This window comes from Ancylobacter sp. VNQ12, assembly GCF_049445835.1.
Classification (GTDB): Bacteria; Pseudomonadota; Alphaproteobacteria; order Rhizobiales; family Xanthobacteraceae; genus Ancylobacter.
In genome coordinates, this window is the sequence record NZ_JBMSDU010000002.1 from 561,294 (window position 1) to 576,748 (window position 15,455).

The window sequence follows — 15,455 nt, forward strand, 5'->3', positions numbered from 1 at the left end:
CAGGGAGTCCGACGTAATGGCCAGCCTTAAGGATCTGCGCAATCGCATCGCTTCGGTGAAGGCGACGCAGAAGATCACCAAGGCGATGCAGATGGTCGCCGCCGCGAAGCTTCGGCGCGCCCAGAACGCCGCCGAGGCGGCGCGGCCCTATGCCGACCGGCTGGAGAGCGTGCTCGGCAATATCGCCGGCGCCATCGCCAGCGGGCCGGACGTGCCGCTGCTGCTGACCGGCACCGGCAAGGACCAGACGCATCTGCTGCTGGTGCTCACCGCCGAGCGCGGCCTGTGCGGCGCCTTCAATTCCTCGATCGTGCGCCTGGCGCGCGAGCGGGCCCTCTCGCTCATGAACCAGGGCAAGACGGTCAAGATCTTCTGCGTCGGCCGCAAGGGCTATGAGGCCCTGCGTCGCCAGTTCGAGAAGCAGATCATCGAGGTGGTCGAGCTGCGGGCCAACAAGGGCGTCACCTTCGCCGACGCGCAGGCCATCGCCGAGAAGATCTCGTCGCGCTTCGCCGCCGGCGAGTTCGACGTCGCGACCCAGTTCTTCAGCCGCTTCCATTCGGTGATCTCGCAGGTTCCGACGGCGCAGCAGCTGATCCCCGCCACCTTCCCCGAGACGACCGCTCCGGCGGCTGGCGCGGCGGCGGTCTACGAATACGAGCCCGACGGGGCCGAGATCCTTGCCGACCTGCTGCCGCGGAACCTCGCGGTGCAGATCTTCAAGGCGGCGCTGGAGAATGGCGCGTCCGAACAGGGCGCCCGCATGAGCGCCATGGACAACGCCACCCGCAACGCGGGTGAAATGATCAAGAAGCAGACTTTGACCTACAACCGCACCCGCCAGGCGATGATCACGAAGGAACTGATCGAGATCATCTCCGGCGCCGAGGCGCTGTGAGGCAGGACCCGGAAGGACGACGAAATGGCTAAGGTCGGACGCATCACGCAGGTCATCGGCGCCGTCGTGGACGTGCAGTTCGAGGATCATCTCCCGGAGATCCTGAACGCGCTGGAGACCACCAATAACGGCTCGCGCCTCGTGCTCGAGGTCGCTCAGCATCTCGGTGAGAACACCGTTCGCACCATCGCGATGGACTCGACCGAAGGTCTGGTTCGCGGCACCGAGGTGAAGGACACCGGCGCCGCCATCTCCGTGCCGGTCGGCGAGGCTTGCCTCGGCCGCATCATGAACGTCATCGGCGAGCCGGTCGACGAAGCCGGCCCGCTGGTCGGCGAAGCCACCCGCGGCATCCACCAGCCGGCCCCGTCCTATGCCGAGCAGTCGACCGAGGCCGAGATTCTCGTCACCGGCATCAAGGTCGTCGACCTGCTGGCGCCCTACTCCAAGGGCGGTAAGGTCGGTCTGTTCGGTGGCGCCGGCGTCGGCAAGACCGTGCTGATCATGGAGCTGATCAACAACATCGCGAAGGCGCACGGCGGCTATTCCGTGTTCGCCGGCGTGGGCGAGCGTACCCGCGAGGGCAACGACCTCTACCACGAGATGATCGAATCCAAGGTGAACGTCGACCCGCACGAGCATGGCGGTTCCTCCGCCGGCTCCAAGTGCGCCCTCGTCTACGGCCAGATGAACGAGCCGCCGGGCGCCCGCGCCCGCGTCGCCCTGACCGGCCTCACCGTCGCCGAGCATTTCCGCGACCAGGGCCAGGACGTGCTGTTCTTCGTCGACAACATCTTCCGCTTCACCCAGGCGGGTTCGGAAGTGTCGGCGCTGCTCGGCCGCATTCCCTCGGCGGTGGGCTATCAGCCGACGCTCGCCACCGACATGGGCGCGCTGCAGGAGCGCATCACCACCACGACCAAGGGGTCGATCACCTCGGTGCAGGCCATTTACGTGCCCGCCGACGACCTGACCGACCCGGCGCCGGCCGCCTCCTTCGCCCATCTCGACGCGACCACCGTTCTGTCGCGCTCGATCGCGGAAAAGGGCATCTACCCGGCGGTGGACCCGCTCGACTCGACCTCGCGCATCCTCTCGCCGCTCGTCATCGGCGAGGAGCACTACAACGTGGCCCGTCAGGTTCAGCAGACCCTGCAGCGCTACAAGTCGCTGCAGGACATCATCGCGATCCTGGGCATGGACGAGCTCTCGGAAGAGGACAAGCTCACCGTCGCCCGCGCCCGCAAGATCGAGCGCTTCCTGTCGCAGCCCTTCCACGTCGCCGAAGTGTTCACCGGCTCGCCCGGCAAGCTCGTCGACCTCGCCGACACCATCAAGGGCTTCAAGGGTCTGGTGGAAGGCAAGTATGATCACCTCCCGGAGCAGGCCTTCTACATGGTCGGCACCATTGAAGAGGCGATCGAGAAGGGCAAGAAGCTGGCTGCCGAAGCGGCGTGATCCCTTGTCGCCCGGCGCCCTTTTGAGGGCGCGGGGCGATGGTCGCCCAAGCTGACGCATCCTCTGGAGGATCCATGGCCACCTTCCCGTTCGAACTCGTCTCGCCGGAGCGCCTCGTCTATTCCGGCAAGGTGAGCGAAGTCGTGGTGCCCGGCACCGAGGGCGAATTCGGCATTCTCGCCGGTCACGCGCCCTTCGTGTCGACGCTGAAGCCCGGCGTTCTCACCATCAAGGGCGAAGGCGCGCCACAGAAGCTGTTCGTGCGCGGCGGCTTCGCCGAGGCCAATCCGCAGGGCTTGACCGTGCTCGCCGAGACGGCGATCCCGCTGGCCGAGCTGCGCTCGGAAAATCTCGCGCAGATGATCAAGGACGCGCAGGAAGATGTCGAGGATGCGCGCGACGAGGCCACCAAGGCCCGTCGCCTGACCGTGCTCGAATCGCTCAAGTCGGCGGCCTCCGCCATTGAGAGCGAGACGCGCGGCGGGCACTGAACCGCGTCGCCGAGAGATGATAAGGAAACGGGCCGCCTCAACAGCGGCCCTTTTCATGTCTGGAGGACCCCGTGATGAGTGACGCGACGAGCTTCAACGCTTCGACCTTCAGCGCCCATGCCTGGGGCCGCAACCTGCCGATCTACGAGGCCATCCGCACCATGCCGTTCAACAACGCGCTGGCGGACGGCACGCTGCCGCAGGCGCAGTTCCGGCACTACATGATCCAGGACGCGCATTATCTCATCGCCTTCGGCCGGGGCCTCGCCATCGCCGCCGCCAAGGCGGGAGACCCGGACGGGCTGGTGCAGTTCGCCGAGGCCGCCAAGGTCGCGGTGGTGGTCGAGCGCTCGCTGCACGCGGATTTCTTCGAGCAGTTCGGCATCGATGCCGATGATTTCGCCGCCACCGACATGTCGCCGGTGTGCCATCACTATGCGAGCTTCCTCATCGGCACGGCCTATGCGGAATCCTACCCCGTGGTGCTGGCGGCGCTGCTGCCGTGCTTCTGGATCTATGCCGAGATCGGCCGCGACATTCTCGGCCGCGCGGCGCGTCCGAACCCCTATGATGCCTGGATCGACACCTATGCCGGCGAGGAGTTCCACGAGGCGGTTCGCGCCGTGATCGCCACCACCGACCGTGCCGCCGCTGCCGCCTCGCCGGAAGAGCTCAAGCGCATGCACGCAGCCTATAAGCGCGCGTGCCAGCTCGAATGGATGTTCTGGGACTCGGCGTGGCGGCTGGCGGATTGGCCGGTCTGAAGGCCGGTTCGCGTCGTTGCTGCCGGCGACCGTGGCGCGGGGGCGCGGGAAGTGCTTAAGTCCCCGGATCGGCGTGGGGATGAGATGAGAGACGTGACGACCGAATTGCCGGCCGCGAGCCGGGGGCGCTCCGAAGCGCTGATCCGCTCGCGCATCCTTCAGGCGATTTTCGAGCGCCGTCTCCCGCCCGGCGAGAAGCTGACGGAAGACAGGCTCGCGGAGTTGTTCGGCGTGAGCCGCACCGTGGTGCGCCAGGCGCTGGCGCGCCTCGCGCAGGACGGCATCGTCGAGCAGCAGCCCAATCGCGGCGCCTTCGTCGCGGCGCCGAGCCGGGCGGACGCACGTCATGTGCTGGAAGCGCGTGCCGTGGTCGAGCCGGAGGTCGCCCACGCTGCCGCCTGCCAGTGCGGCGCGGCGGCGCTGGAGCGGCTGCGCCGGCACATCGCCACCGAGAACGAGGCCCGCGCGGCCGGCGATCGCGGCACACTGGTGCGGCTCACCGGCGAATTTCATGTGACGCTGGCGGAAGCGGCGGGCAACCCGGTATTCGTGCGCCTGCTCACCGAGCTTCAGGCGCTGAGCTCGCTCTCCATCCTGCTCTATGCGCGTGGCGAGCATGCCGCCTGTCCGCCGCACGAGCATGCGACCATCGTCGGGGCGATCGAGCGCGGCGAGGCGGAGGAGGCGGCACGGCTGATGCGCGAGCACATCAGCCACGTTGCCGCCGAGATGGACCTGAGTGAGCCGCAGGAGCGCCCGGTGGGGCTGGCGCAGGCGCTCGGCATCAAGCCGCGCGCGCGGCGGATGCCGTTGCGCTGAGCTTGCCGGCGATCAGCGGCGACGGCCCGGAGGCGGACGACGCTGGCCGGAACCGATCGGCGGGGTCGGGCCGCCGGTCTTGTGGCGGAAGTTGATGCGCCCGCGCTCGAGATCGTAGGGCGACATCTCGACGACGACGCGGTCACCCACGATGGTGCGGATGCGGTTCTTCTTCATCTTGCCCGCCGCATAGGCGAGAATCTCGTGTTCATTATCGAGCACGACGCGGAAATTTCCGTCGGGCAGCACCTCGGTCACGGTGCCGTCGAACTCGAGCAGTTCCTCTTTCGCCATTAATGGCTCTCCTCGTACAGGCTTATCGAGTGCTTGCCGTCAGGCACATAGCCTGACGGCAGCGCTTTGTCTCGTTCAACGCGCAGGCCGGAACGAATTACGTGGTCCGCGCTGCTCGCGCGCCGGGCCTTCCGAACGCGGGCCTTCCGAACGCTGGCCCTCGGGACGATGGGCGTCGCGGCGCGACCCCTCGTGCCGGGCGCCCTCATGCCGGTGTCCGTCGTTGCGGTGCCCGTCAGGGCGCGGTCCTTCGTGACGCGGGCGCTCGTGACGCGCGTGCTCGTGACGCGGGCCGCCGCGCTCGTCGGCGCGGGCGGGTTGCATGAAGCGCACGCCGGTCATGTCGCCGGCGGCACGGGGCTCGCCCCGGCCTTCGGTGCGGGCCTCGGGGCCACGATACTCGGGACGCGGGCCGCGCTGGAAGGGACGCGCGCCGCGCTCGCCTTCACGACGGGGACCACGGTCGCCCTCGCGGCGCGGGCCGCGATGGTCACGCGGCGCCCGCTCCTCGCGCGGGGAATCGAAGCCCTCCGGCCGCACCGCGCCTTCGCGGCGCGATTCGCCACGGCGGTCGACGGAGGGGATGGTCAGCTTGATCAGTCGCTCGATGTCGCGCAGGAAGGCGCGCTCCTCGCCGTCGCACAGCGAGATGGCGATGCCCTCCTTGCCGGCGCGCGCGGTGCGGCCGATGCGGTGGACATAGCTCTCCGGCACGTTCGGCAGGTCGTAGTTGATGACGTGGCTGACGCCGGGGACGTCGATGCCGCGGGCGGCGATGTCGGTCGCCACCAGCACCTTCACCGTGCCCTGGCGGAACGCGGCGAGCGCGCGCTCGCGCTGCGGCTGGGACTTGTTGCCGTGGATCGCCTCGGCGGCGATGCCGGCGACGCCAAGGCCCTTCACCACGCGGTCGGCGCCGTGCTTGGTGCGGGAGAACACCAGCGAGCGGTCCATCGTCGGATCGGAAAGCAGCTCGACCAGCAGGCTGGGCTTGCCGGCGCGATCGGTGAAGAACACCTTCTGCTCGATGCGGTCGGCGGTCTTGGCGACCGGCGTCACCGCGACGCGCACCGGATCGTTGAGCAAGGCTTCCGCCAGCTTCTCGATCTCGCGCGGCATGGTGGCGGAGAAGAACAGGTTGCGGCGCTTGCGCGGCAGCTTGGCGACGATGGCGCGGATGGCGTGGATGAAGCCCATGTCGAGCATCTGGTCGGCTTCGTCGAGCACGAAGACCTCGACCATGTCGAGCCGCACGGCATTGTTCTCAAGCAGGTCGACGAGGCGGCCGGGCGTGGCCACCAGCACGTCGACGCCGCCGGCCAGCGCGCGCGCCTGCCGGCCGATCGGCACGCCGCCAATGGCGAGCGCGGTGGAGGGGCGGACATGCTTGCCATAGAGGCGGAAGCTCTCGAGGATCTGGCCCGACAGTTCGCGGGTCGGGCTCAGCACCAGCGCGCGGGCCGAGCGGCGCTCGGGACGGAAGCGGTTGGTGACGAGGTGCTGGAGGATGGGCAGGGCGAAAGCGGCGGTCTTGCCGGTGCCCGTCTGGGCGATGCCGACGAGATCGCGACCGGCCAGCACCTGCGGCACGGCCTGGATCTGGATCGGCGTCGGGGTGGTGTGATTCGCCTCAGCGAGGGCTTGCAGGATCGGTTCGGCGAGGCCGAGCTCGGAAAAACTGTTCAAGTAGGGATCTTTCATGGCCGACCCGCCCACAGGCCCCAATGGCATGCGGACCGCGAGTCGCGGGGGTGCAGGAGACACCCCGCGCAGCCTGGGACGTCGGCGATATCGGATGATAAGGGGCTGATGACTGCCGCGGCTTAACCGTAGCGGACGTCGAGCAACGCGGCCCCGATACAGGCGAAACGCCCGTACGCTGCGCCTATGTGGCCTAAATGCGTGGTGATTTCAAGGCGTCGCAAGGCGGGATATAAGCTCGGGCCATGTTTCCTGACGTTGTCGACCTTCGCAGCTTCTATGCCCAGCCGCTCGGCGTGGTGACGCGCCGGCTGATCGGCCGCGCCATCCGCGCCCGTTTCGACGATGTGCGCGGCCTCGCCGTGCTCGGCATCGGCTATGCGACGCCCTATCTCGGCGTGTTCCGCGAGGAATGCGAGCGCACGCTGGCCTTCATGCCCGGCGCGCAGGGCGTGACGCGCTGGCCTTCCGCCGCGCCGACGCTGGCCGCGCTGGTCGACGAGACCGAACTGCCGCTGCGCGACGGCATGGTCGACCGCGTCATTGCGGTGCATCTGCTGGAGATGACGCCGGATGCCGGCGAGGTGCTGCGCGAGGCCTGGCGCGTGCTGGCGCCGGGAGGGCGCCTGCTCTGCGTGGTGCCGAATCGACGCGGCGTGTGGGCGCGCGCCGACAACAACCCGTTCGGCCATGGCCGGCCCTATTCGCGCGGCCAGATCACCGATCTCCTGCGCGAGGCGCTGTTCACCCCCGTCGGCTGGGGCGAGGCGCTCTACATGCCGCCGGTGTCGCGCAGCTGGTTCCTGCGCTCGGCCGTGGCGTGGGAACGGGTAGGGGGCTCGCTGTCGCTGCCCTTCGCCGGGGTGCACATCGTCGAGGCGACCAAGCAGGTCTACAAGCCGGTCGCCATCAAACGCCGCGCGGCACGGCTGCGCGTGCTCCAGCCGGTGCTGGAGCCCGGCCTGGTGCCGCGCCCGGCGGGCGGGTGAGCTTCCCGCTCAACGCTTACGCGACAGCAGGAACACCGCCTGTTCGCCGAGCAGGTTCCACACCGCCCAGGGCAGGTTGAAGCGCACCGGGCTGCCCGCGCTGTTGAGCGCGCTGGCGCGCTCGATCTTGGCGCCGACCTCCTCCACCAGATCGACGAAGTCGCGGATGGTGCAGAAGTGGATGTTCGGCGTGTCGTGCCAGCTATAGGGCAGATTGTCGGTGCTGGGCATCCGGCCGTTGAGCAGCAGATCGAGCCGCATCCGCCAGAAGCCGAAATTCGGGAAGGAGACGATGGCGCGCTTGCCCACGCGCAGCATCTGCTCCAGCACCCATTTCGGCCGCCGCGTCGCCTGGATGGTCTGCGACAGGATCACATAGTCGAAGGAATCGTCGGGATAGTCGGCGAGGTCGATATCGGCGTCGCCCTGGATGATGGCGAGGCCGCGCGCCACCCCGGCATTCACCCCCTCGCGCGACAATTCGATGCCGCGCGCATCGCAGCCGCGGGTGGTGGCCAGCAGCTCCAGAAGTTCGCCGTCGCCCGAGCCGACATCGAGCACGCGCGCGCCGGGCGTCACCATTTCGGCGATCAGCAGCAGGTCGACGCGCGCGCCGGAGGCGGCACGGGCGGCCTCGCTCATGGTGAGGTCGTGCGCCTTAAGGGCTTTCAGGGCGAGATCGCGCGGCGACATCAGCTCACTCCGACCGCCCGCGCGGCGGCGTCGAGGAAGCCGCGCGTGATGGCGAAAAGCTCCGGCTCTTCGAGCAGGAAGGCGTCGTGGCCCTTGTCGCTCTCGATCTCGGCGAAGGAGACCTGGGCGCCGGCGGCGTTCAGCGCGTGCACCACGGCGCGCGAATCGGCGGTGGTGAACAGCCAGTCCGAGGTGAAGGAGACGAGGCAGAAGCGCGTCTTCGTGCCCCTGAACGCGTTGGCCAGCACGCCGCCATAATCCGCCGCGAGGTCGAAATAATCCATGGCGCGGGTGACGTAGAGATAGGAATTGGCGTCGAAGCGGTCGACGAAGGCCTCGCCCTGGTGGCGCAGATAGCTCTCCACCTGGAAGTCCGCATCGAAGGAGAAGGTGCGCCCGTCGCGGTCCTGCAGCCGGCGGCCGAACTTCCGGTGCAGCGAACTGTCGGACATATAGGTGATGTGCGCGGCCATGCGCGCGACCGCGAGCCCGCGCCGCGGGCTGGTGCCCTCGGCAAGGTAGCGCCCGCCGCGCCAGTCCGGATCGGCCATGACCGCCTGCCGACCGACCTCGTGGAAGGCGATGTTCTGTGCCGAATGGCGCGCCGCGGTCGCGAGCGGCATGGCGGCGAAGACGCGCTCGGGATAGCTCGCCGCCCATTGCAGCACCTGCATGCCGCCCATGGAGCCGCCGACCACGGCGAGCAGGCGCTCGATGCCGAGATGGTCGATCAGCATGGCCTGCGCCCGCACCATGTCGCCGACGGTGACCACCGGCAGGTCGAGGCCGTAGGGCTGGCCGGTCGCCGGATTGGTCGACGAGGGGCCGGTGGTGCCGAGGCAGCCGCCCAGCACGTTTGACGCGATGACGAAGAAGCGGTCGGTGTCGATCGGCTTGCCGGGGCCGACGAGCGTCTCCCACCAGCCGGGCTTTCCGGTGACGGGATGCACGTTCGCCGCATGCTGGTCGCCGGACAGAGCGTGGCAGATCAGGATGGCATTGGTGCGGGCGGCGTTCAGCGTGCCATAGGTCTGGTAGGCGATCTGGAACGGGGTCAGGATCTCGCCGGCATCGAGACGCAGCGGCTTGTCCGCGCCAAAGCGCACCACCGGCGAATGCGGTTGGTCCGCTTCGCCGCGCGCAGCCTTCACCATGGGGTTCGGCCGGATGATCGTCTCGCCGTCAGCCATCTTTACCGTCCTGTTGGACGAACAGTTCGTTTTACCGAACGAACCGATGATCCTACAGCGCCGCCTTGTCAATATCGCCCGCCGGCAGATTTTGTTTTGCGCAGGGCGCGCGCGGCGCTAGGACATCGGCCGATGAGCGAGAACTCCGAAAAGCCTGCCGCCACGCCGGATGCGGCCCGTCTGCCCGCCGCCGGGCCGGCGATCGATCTTGCCACGCTGCGCGCGGAGATCGACCGGATCGACGCGTCGATGCACGCCCTTTTGATCGAGCGCGGCCACATCATCGACCGGCTGGTCGAGGTCAAGCGCTCGCGCGCGGCAGAGGGTGGCTCGGCCTTCCGGCCGGCGCGCGAGGCCTCGATGATGCGCCGCATCGTCGACCGGCACGAGGGCATCCTGCCGCTCGACACGGTCGAGGGCATCTGGCGCGTCATCATCTCCACCTTCACCTATGTGCAGGCGCCCTATGCCGTGCATGCCGATCTCGCCGCGGGCGAGGCGGCGATGCGCGACACCTCGCGCTTCCATTTCGGCTTCACCGTGCCTTTCGTCGCGCATATGGGCGCGGCGGGCGTCGTGGCGGCGGTTGCGGCCTCCAAGGGCGATCTCGGCCTCGTCCCGGCCTTCGCGGCGCCGGGCGGCAGTGCCTGGTGGACCGCGCTGGAGGGCAAGAGCGCGCCGAAGATCATCGCGCGCCTGCCCTTCGTCGAGCGCGCCGACCATCCCGCCGGGTTGCCGGTGTTCTGCATCGCCCATCCGGTGACGGACGGCGCCGTGACCGAGGTCGAGACCTGGAGCCTGCATGTCGCTGGCTGGTCGGCGCAGGCCGCCCGCGCGCTGGCGCCGCTCGCCGAGGTCATCGCCGTGCCCGATCGCGGCCTCGACGGGGCGGCGCTGCTCGCCTCGATTCCGGTGGGGGGCGATGTCGGGCTCGACACCGTGCTGGCGGCGCTGCGGGCGTCCGGTGCCTCCGTGCGCTCGGCGGCCCTCGTCGGCAGCCATGCCAGCCGCTATACCCACTCGCCGCAAGGTTGAAGCCACCCGATTTCTTTCCGTCGCCGTTCCGGAGTCCGTTCCATGTCGTCCGCGTCGTCGTCCGCACCTGTTCCGAACCGTCCTGTCCCGCGTGCCGGGGTGCTGGCGATCGAGGCCTATGTGCCGGGCAAGGCGAGCGCGGGATCCGGGGGCAAGGTCTTCAAGCTCTCGGCCAATGAGAACCCGCTCGGCGCCAGCCCGAAGGCGCTGGAAGCCTTCCAGTCCGCCAATGCGCTGGAATTCTACCCGGACGGCTCGTCGCTGAAGCTGCGCGAGACCATTGCCGGCGCCTATGGCCTCGACCCGGCGCGCATCGTCTGCGGCACCGGCTCGGACGAACTGTTGATGCTCACCGCGCTCGCCTTCGCCGGCCCGGGCGACGAGGTGCTCTATTCGCAGTTCGGCTTCCTGGTCTACCGCATCGCCGCACTGGCGGCCGGGGCGACGCCGGTGGTGGCGCCGGAGAAGGACTATCATTCCGATGTCGACGCCATCCTGGCGGCGGTGACGGAGCGGACGCGCGTCGTCTTCCTCGCCAACCCGAACAACCCGACCGGCACCTATCTGCCGTTCGACGAGGTCAAGCGGTTGCAGCGCGGCCTGCCGCCCAATGTGCTGCTCGCGCTCGACGCGGCCTATGCGGAATATGTCCGCCGCAACGACTATGAATCCGGCATCGAGCTGGTTGCCACCACGCAGAACGTGGTGATGCTGCGCACCTTCTCGAAGATTCACGGCCTTGCCGCGCTGCGGGTCGGCTGGCTCTACGGCCCGCCGGAAGTGGTGGACGCGATCAACCGCATCCGCGGCGCCTTCAATGTCTCCGCGCCGGGCATCGCCGCCGCCATCGCCGCGATCAAGGACACGGCGCATACCGAGGGGGCCGTGGCGCATAATGAAGAGTGGTTGCCCTGGCTGGCGCGCGAGCTCTCGGCTCTCGGGCTGAAGGTCACGCCGAGCGTCACCAATTTCCTGCTGGTGCATTTCCCCGAGGAGCCGGGCAAGACGGCGAAGGACGCCGACGCCTTCCTTCTGGAGCGCGGGCTGATCCTGCGCCGGGTCGATTCCTATGGCCTGCCGGGCGCGCTGCGCCTGACCGTCGGCACCGAGGAGGCGAACCGGCTGCTGGTCGCCGCGCTGGCGGAATTCTTGGGAAAAGCGGGCACGGGAAAAGCGGGCACCGATCATGGTGCTTGATCCCCCGCTGGCCCATCCGCTGGTCGGCCGGCTCGCCGTCATCGGCGTCGGGCTGATCGGCTCGTCCATCCTGCGGGCAGCGGCGGCGCGCAAGCTCGCCGGTACGCTGGTCGCCTATGACGGCGCCGAGGCGGTGCGCGCGCGCACGCTCGAACTCGGCCTCGCCGACATCGTGGCGCAGACGCCGGCGGACGCCGTGGCGGATGCCGACATCATCATCCTGTGCGTGCCGGTCGGTGCCATGGCGACGGTGGCCGAGGCGATCGCGCCCTATGTGAAGCCGGGCGCCATCGTCTCCGATGTCGGCTCGGTGAAAGGTGCGGTTTTGTCCGCCCTGCGCGCCCACCTGCCGACAAGCGTGCACGTCATTCCCGGCCATCCCGTCGCGGGCACGGAATATTCCGGCCCGGATGCGGGCTTCGCCACGCTGTTCCAGAACCGCTGGTCGATCCTCACCCCGCCGGAAGGCGCGGACGAGGGCGCGGTGGCGCGGCTCGCGGAACTGTGGACGGCGATGGGCGCCAATGTCGAGACCATGACGCCCGAGCACCACGATCTGGTGCTGGCGATCACCTCGCATGTGCCGCATCTCATCGCCTACAACATCGTCGGCACGGCGGCGGATCTGGAAGAGGTCACGCAGTCCGAGGTGATCAAGTTCTCCGCCGGCGGCTTCCGCGACTTCACCCGCATCGCGGCCTCCGATCCGACCATGTGGCGCGACGTGTTCCTCAACAATCGCGAGGCGGTGATCGAGGTGCTGGGGCGCTTCACCGAGGACCTGATCGCGTTGCAGCGGGCCATCCGCTGGGAACAGGGCGAGACGCTGTTCGACCTGTTCACCCGCACCCGCGCCATCCGCCGCTCGATCATCGAGATCGGCCAGGAAACCGCCGCCCCGGATTTCGGGCGCGAACGGGAATAGGGGCGGGAGCGTCGCCCCCGTCTTCCTACGTCGCCGCGCCGAGCGCATAGACCCGCAGCCGGTGGCCATCGGGATCGAGCGCGACGAAGCTGCGGCCGAAGTCGAGGTCGGTCGGCGGCAGGGCGATCGGCACGCCTTTGGCAGCCCAGCGCTCATAGGCGGCATCGACCGCTGCTCCGTCCTCAACGGCGAAGCCGATTTCGTTGCCGCCGGCGCGCAGATGCGGCGTCGGCTTCACCCCTTCGCGTCGCCACAGGCCGAGCTGAACGCCGGGCGCCAGCGGAAAGGTCGCGTAATTGGGGCCGGCCTCGATCGGCTCGCGCTCCAGCACCTCGCCGTAGAAGCGGGCGCTGGCGCGGGTATCGTTCACATAGAGCAGAATCTTGCTGGCGTGCTGCATGGTCATGTCCCCCTGACGAGGTGAGCATAGCGCGCGCTGCTGCCAGAAATCGGCAGTAGTCGACGTCGCCTCACTCCTGACCGTGGTCCGGCATCTGGTACTTCACCGCCTTCCACTCGCGGATAAGCTCGGGACGCCGCGTCGGGTAGCGGGAGGGGACCAGCTCGGCGCGCTCGATCCGGTCGGTACGGAAGCTGCGGAAGGCGCCGCGCAGTTCGCACCAGCCGATCAGCAGCCGTACCTGATTGAAGAAGGCGAGGGCAAACGGCCAGATCACCCGTTCGCTCGGCGCACCGCCGGCGTCGTTATAGGCGATCTGCAGCTTGTGCTCGATGCGGATCGCCTTGCGCAGCAGCGCGGCGTCGACAGTGTCCGCGGGCATGTCGGGGCCGGGGACGATGAACAGCGAATTGGCCTCCATCTCCTCGCGCAGATCCGCCGGCAGCACGGCGCCGATCCGGGCGAGGGCGCTGCGGGCGGCTTCCGCGAGCGGGCCGTCGCCCTGCCCGGCGACCCAGCGCGAGCCGAGCACCAGCGCCTCGATCTCCTCGGGCGAGAACATCAGCGGCGGCAGCAGGAAGCCGGGCCTGAGCACATAGCCGATGCCGGGCTCGCCCTCGATGGTGGCGCCCTGCGCCTGGAGGCTGGCGATATCGCGATAGAGCGTGCGCAGGCTGACGCCGATTTCCTCGGCCAGCACCCGCCCGCTCACCGGATGGCGGTGGCGGCGCAGCACCTGCAACAGGTCCAGCAGACGTTCGGAGCGCGACATCGAATGATGATAGCCGCTTTGCTGCTGCCGGATAGTGGCAGTGGAGATGAGAAGCGTTAAAGAACGCCCTTATCCTGAGAGCCTCGCGCATGTCGCCGAGAGAGCGGCCCAAACCCCCTCTCCCTGTGGGGGAGAGGGTTGGGGTGAGGGGGGCACCGCTCCGCAATGTTCTCGCCCCTCACCGACCCGCTTCGCGGGCCACCTCTCCCCAATGGGGAGAGGGAAGTGCGGGCTAGGCACTGGGCGCAGGGCAAGCCTCAGCCGCTGGTCGGCATGATGAACTGGGCGCCGGCGCGGATGCCGGTCGGCCAGCGGGCGGTGGTGGTCTTCATCTTGGTGTAGAAGCCCACGCCTTCCATGCCGTAGACGTTGCGGTCACCGAAGATCGAGCGCTTCCAGCCGCCGAAGGAGTGGAAGGCGACGGGGACCGGGATCGGCACGTTGATGCCGATCATGCCGGCCTTGGCGTCGCGGTCGAAGGAGCGGGCGGTGTCGCCGTCGCGGGTGAAGATGGCGGCGCCGTTGCCATATTCGTGGTCGTTCACCAGCCTCAAGGCCTCGTCATAGCGGTCGACGCGGACCACCGAGAGGACGGGGCCGAAGATCTCTTCCTTGTAGATCTTCATGTCGGTGGTCACGTCGTCGAACAGGCAGCCGCCGATGAAATAGCCGTTCTCATAGCCCTGCAGCTTCAGGCCGCGCCCGTCGACGACGAGCTTGGCGCCCTCAGCGACGCCGGAATCGACATAGCCCGAGACCTTGGCAAGGTGCTCCTTGGTCACCAGCGGGCCCATCTCGCTGTCGGGGTCGAGGCCGGGGCCGACCTTGAGGGCGCGCACCTTCGGCACCAGCTTTTCCATCAGCGCGTCGCCGACGCCGCCGACCGCGACCGCCACCGATACCGCCATGCAGCGCTCGCCGGCCGAGCCGTAGCCCGCGCCCATCAGCGCATCGACGGTCTTGTCGAGATCGGCGTCGGGCATCACCACGAGGTGGTTCTTGGCGCCGCACAGCGCCTGCGCGCGCTTTCCATGCGCGGCGGCGGTCTTGTAGACGTACTCGCCGATGGCGGTGGAGCCGACAAAGCTGACGGCGGCGACGTCCGGATGGGTCAGCAGCGCGTCGACCGCTTCCTTGTCGCCCTGCACCACGTTGAACACGCCGGCCGGCAGGCCGGCCTCGGCGAGCAGTTCCGCCAGCATCAGCGAGGCGGAAGGGTCCTTCTCGGAAGGCTTGAGGATGAAGCTGTTGCCGCAGGCCAGCGCCACCGGGAACATCCACATCGGCACCATGGCCGGGAAGTTGAACGGGGTGATGCCGGCGACCACGCCCACGGGATGGCGGGCCGAGAACACGTCGACGCCGCGCGCCACCTGCTCGGTGAAGTCGCCACGCAGGAGATGGGGGACGCCGCAGGCGAACTCGACCACCTCGATGCCGCGCGTCACTTCGCCCTTGGCGTCCTCGAAGGTCTTGCCATGCTCGCGGGTGATGGCGGCGGCGAGCGCGTCGATGTCGCGGTCGAGCAGCGCCTTGAACTTGAACATGATGCGCGCGCGGGTCAGCGGCGGCGTGTCGGCCCAGGCGGGGAACGCCTTGGCGGCGCTTGCCACGGCCTCGCCCACCGTGGCGGTGGAGGCGAGGAGCACTTCGCCCGACTGCGCGCCGGTGGACGGATCGAACACCGGCGACGTGCGTCCGGCGGTGTTGACGGTCTTGCCGCCGATGTAATGGCCGATGACCGCCATGGCGATCTCCCCCTGTGTTATCTGGTCCGTTGGTTGTGCTTGCTGAAAGAGCTCACTTCAACGACGATGTTGCCGCATCCG

16 protein-coding genes are annotated in these 15,455 nt (G+C 68.7%); 9 read left to right on the forward strand and 7 right to left on the reverse strand.

The genetic code is table 11. The features are described 5' to 3' along the window. The first annotated feature begins 16 nt into the window (after positions 1–16). The 5 genes from ACO2RV_RS06310 (at position 17) to ACO2RV_RS06330 (ending at position 4,430) form a co-directional block, all read left to right on the forward strand. Positions 17–898 carry a F0F1 ATP synthase subunit gamma gene (locus tag ACO2RV_RS06310; RefSeq protein WP_423290936.1) on the forward strand — a complete coding sequence of 294 codons (882 nt, stop codon included), beginning with the start codon at positions 17–19 and terminating at the stop codon, positions 896–898. A gap of 24 nt (positions 899–922) precedes the next feature. Further along, positions 923–2,356 carry a F0F1 ATP synthase subunit beta gene (atpD, locus tag ACO2RV_RS06315; RefSeq protein ID WP_423290938.1) on the forward strand — a complete coding sequence of 478 codons (1,434 nt, stop codon included), beginning with the start codon at positions 923–925 and terminating at the stop codon, positions 2,354–2,356. Positions 2,357–2,430: 74 nt separating this feature from the next. Continuing rightward, positions 2,431–2,847, forward strand: a complete 417-nt coding sequence (locus tag ACO2RV_RS06320) for a F0F1 ATP synthase subunit epsilon (RefSeq protein ID WP_423290940.1) — start codon at positions 2,431–2,433, stop codon at positions 2,845–2,847. A gap of 74 nt (positions 2,848–2,921) precedes the next feature. Continuing rightward, positions 2,922–3,611 carry a thiaminase II gene (gene tenA / locus ACO2RV_RS06325; protein WP_423290942.1) on the forward strand — a complete coding sequence of 230 codons (690 nt, stop codon included), beginning with the start codon at positions 2,922–2,924 and terminating at the stop codon, positions 3,609–3,611. A 93-nt stretch (positions 3,612–3,704) separates the two neighbouring features. Beyond that, positions 3,705–4,430: a GntR family transcriptional regulator gene (locus ACO2RV_RS06330; protein ID WP_423290944.1), complete on the forward strand. Its 726-nt coding sequence runs from the start codon at positions 3,705–3,707 to the stop codon at positions 4,428–4,430. Positions 4,431–4,442: 12 nt separating this feature from the next. Here the strand turns inward: ACO2RV_RS06330 and infA are convergent, their stop codons facing one another. Next, a complete protein-coding gene (infA, locus tag ACO2RV_RS06335) occupies positions 4,443–4,724 on the reverse strand; it encodes a translation initiation factor IF-1 (RefSeq protein ID WP_013168254.1) in 282 nt (93 codons plus the stop codon). A gap of 75 nt (positions 4,725–4,799) precedes the next feature. Continuing rightward, positions 4,800–6,425, reverse strand: coding sequence for a DEAD/DEAH box helicase (locus ACO2RV_RS06340; RefSeq protein WP_423290947.1), 1,626 nt, complete (start codon positions 6,423–6,425; stop codon positions 4,800–4,802). 245 nt (positions 6,426–6,670) lie between these two features. Here ACO2RV_RS06340 and ACO2RV_RS06345 point away from each other — a divergent pair, with 245 nt between their 5' ends. Next, on the forward strand, positions 6,671–7,414 hold the full coding sequence (locus ACO2RV_RS06345) for a class I SAM-dependent methyltransferase (protein ID WP_423290949.1): 744 nt from the start codon (positions 6,671–6,673) through the stop codon (positions 7,412–7,414). A 9-nt stretch (positions 7,415–7,423) separates the two neighbouring features. On the opposite strand, the gene metW is transcribed toward ACO2RV_RS06345, so the two are convergent. Next, on the reverse strand, positions 7,424–8,056 hold the full coding sequence (gene metW / locus ACO2RV_RS06350) for a methionine biosynthesis protein MetW (RefSeq protein WP_423291068.1): 633 nt from the start codon (positions 8,054–8,056) through the stop codon (positions 7,424–7,426). 50 nt (positions 8,057–8,106) lie between these two features. Continuing rightward, positions 8,107–9,297: a homoserine O-acetyltransferase MetX gene (gene metX / locus ACO2RV_RS06355; protein ID WP_423290951.1), complete on the reverse strand. Its 1,191-nt coding sequence runs from the start codon at positions 9,295–9,297 to the stop codon at positions 8,107–8,109. 132 nt (positions 9,298–9,429) lie between these two features. Here metX and ACO2RV_RS06360 point away from each other — a divergent pair, with 132 nt between their 5' ends. From ACO2RV_RS06360 to ACO2RV_RS06370, 3 genes are read left to right on the forward strand one after another with little or no spacing between them, the layout of a single operon-like run. Continuing rightward, the gene (locus ACO2RV_RS06360) at positions 9,430–10,332 is read left to right on the forward strand and encodes a chorismate mutase (RefSeq protein WP_423290953.1); all 903 of its coding nucleotides are present in this window, start codon (positions 9,430–9,432) and stop codon (positions 10,330–10,332) included. A gap of 42 nt (positions 10,333–10,374) precedes the next feature. Next, a complete protein-coding gene (hisC, locus tag ACO2RV_RS06365) occupies positions 10,375–11,529 on the forward strand; it encodes a histidinol-phosphate transaminase (RefSeq protein WP_423290955.1) in 1,155 nt (384 codons plus the stop codon). Further along, the gene (locus tag ACO2RV_RS06370) at positions 11,519–12,454 is read left to right on the forward strand and encodes a prephenate/arogenate dehydrogenase family protein (protein ID WP_423290957.1); all 936 of its coding nucleotides are present in this window, start codon (positions 11,519–11,521) and stop codon (positions 12,452–12,454) included. The genes hisC and ACO2RV_RS06370 overlap by 11 nt, the downstream gene beginning before the upstream one ends. 25 nt (positions 12,455–12,479) lie before the next feature. Here the strand turns inward: ACO2RV_RS06370 and ACO2RV_RS06375 are convergent, their stop codons facing one another. The 3 genes from ACO2RV_RS06375 to ACO2RV_RS06385 form a co-directional block, all read right to left on the reverse strand. Next, entirely contained in the window at positions 12,480–12,854 is a 375-nt protein-coding gene (locus tag ACO2RV_RS06375) for a VOC family protein (RefSeq protein WP_423290959.1), read from the reverse strand. A 70-nt stretch (positions 12,855–12,924) separates the two neighbouring features. Beyond that, complete coding sequence (locus tag ACO2RV_RS06380) at positions 12,925–13,626, reverse strand: helix-turn-helix transcriptional regulator (RefSeq protein WP_423290961.1); 702 nt, start codon at positions 13,624–13,626, stop codon at positions 12,925–12,927. Positions 13,627–13,883: 257 nt separating this feature from the next. Next, a complete protein-coding gene (locus tag ACO2RV_RS06385; protein ID WP_423290963.1) occupies positions 13,884–15,374 on the reverse strand; it encodes a CoA-acylating methylmalonate-semialdehyde dehydrogenase in 1,491 nt (496 codons plus the stop codon). Positions 15,375–15,455 lie beyond the last annotated feature (81 nt).

What these genes read in the sequence shown, in the direction of transcription:
- ACO2RV_RS06375 (WP_423290959.1), bottom strand. Translation starts at nt 12,854, where the DNA reads ATGCAGCACGCCAGCAAGATTCTGCTCTATGTGAACGATACCCGCGCC.
- atpD (WP_423290938.1), top strand. Translation starts at nt 923, where the DNA reads ATGGCTAAGGTCGGACGCATCACGCAGGTCATCGGCGCCGTCGTGGAC.
- ACO2RV_RS06345 (WP_423290949.1), top strand. Translation starts at nt 6,671, where the DNA reads ATGTTTCCTGACGTTGTCGACCTTCGCAGCTTCTATGCCCAGCCGCTC.
- ACO2RV_RS06385 (WP_423290963.1), bottom strand. Translation starts at nt 15,374, where the DNA reads ATGGCGGTCATCGGCCATTACATCGGCGGCAAGACCGTCAACACCGCC.
- ACO2RV_RS06320 (WP_423290940.1), top strand. Translation starts at nt 2,431, where the DNA reads ATGGCCACCTTCCCGTTCGAACTCGTCTCGCCGGAGCGCCTCGTCTAT.
- ACO2RV_RS06360 (WP_423290953.1), top strand. Translation starts at nt 9,430, where the DNA reads ATGAGCGAGAACTCCGAAAAGCCTGCCGCCACGCCGGATGCGGCCCGT.
- ACO2RV_RS06310 (WP_423290936.1), top strand. Translation starts at nt 17, where the DNA reads ATGGCCAGCCTTAAGGATCTGCGCAATCGCATCGCTTCGGTGAAGGCG.
- ACO2RV_RS06380 (WP_423290961.1), bottom strand. Translation starts at nt 13,626, where the DNA reads ATGTCGCGCTCCGAACGTCTGCTGGACCTGTTGCAGGTGCTGCGCCGC.
- infA (WP_013168254.1), bottom strand. Translation starts at nt 4,724, where the DNA reads ATGGCGAAAGAGGAACTGCTCGAGTTCGACGGCACCGTGACCGAGGTG.
- ACO2RV_RS06340 (WP_423290947.1), bottom strand. Translation starts at nt 6,425, where the DNA reads ATGAAAGATCCCTACTTGAACAGTTTTTCCGAGCTCGGCCTCGCCGAA.
- metW (WP_423291068.1), bottom strand. Translation starts at nt 8,056, where the DNA reads ATGAGCGAGGCCGCCCGTGCCGCCTCCGGCGCGCGCGTCGACCTGCTG.
- ACO2RV_RS06370 (WP_423290957.1), top strand. Translation starts at nt 11,519, where the DNA reads ATGGTGCTTGATCCCCCGCTGGCCCATCCGCTGGTCGGCCGGCTCGCC.
- tenA (WP_423290942.1), top strand. Translation starts at nt 2,922, where the DNA reads ATGAGTGACGCGACGAGCTTCAACGCTTCGACCTTCAGCGCCCATGCC.
- hisC (WP_423290955.1), top strand. Translation starts at nt 10,375, where the DNA reads ATGTCGTCCGCGTCGTCGTCCGCACCTGTTCCGAACCGTCCTGTCCCG.
- metX (WP_423290951.1), bottom strand. Translation starts at nt 9,297, where the DNA reads ATGGCTGACGGCGAGACGATCATCCGGCCGAACCCCATGGTGAAGGCT.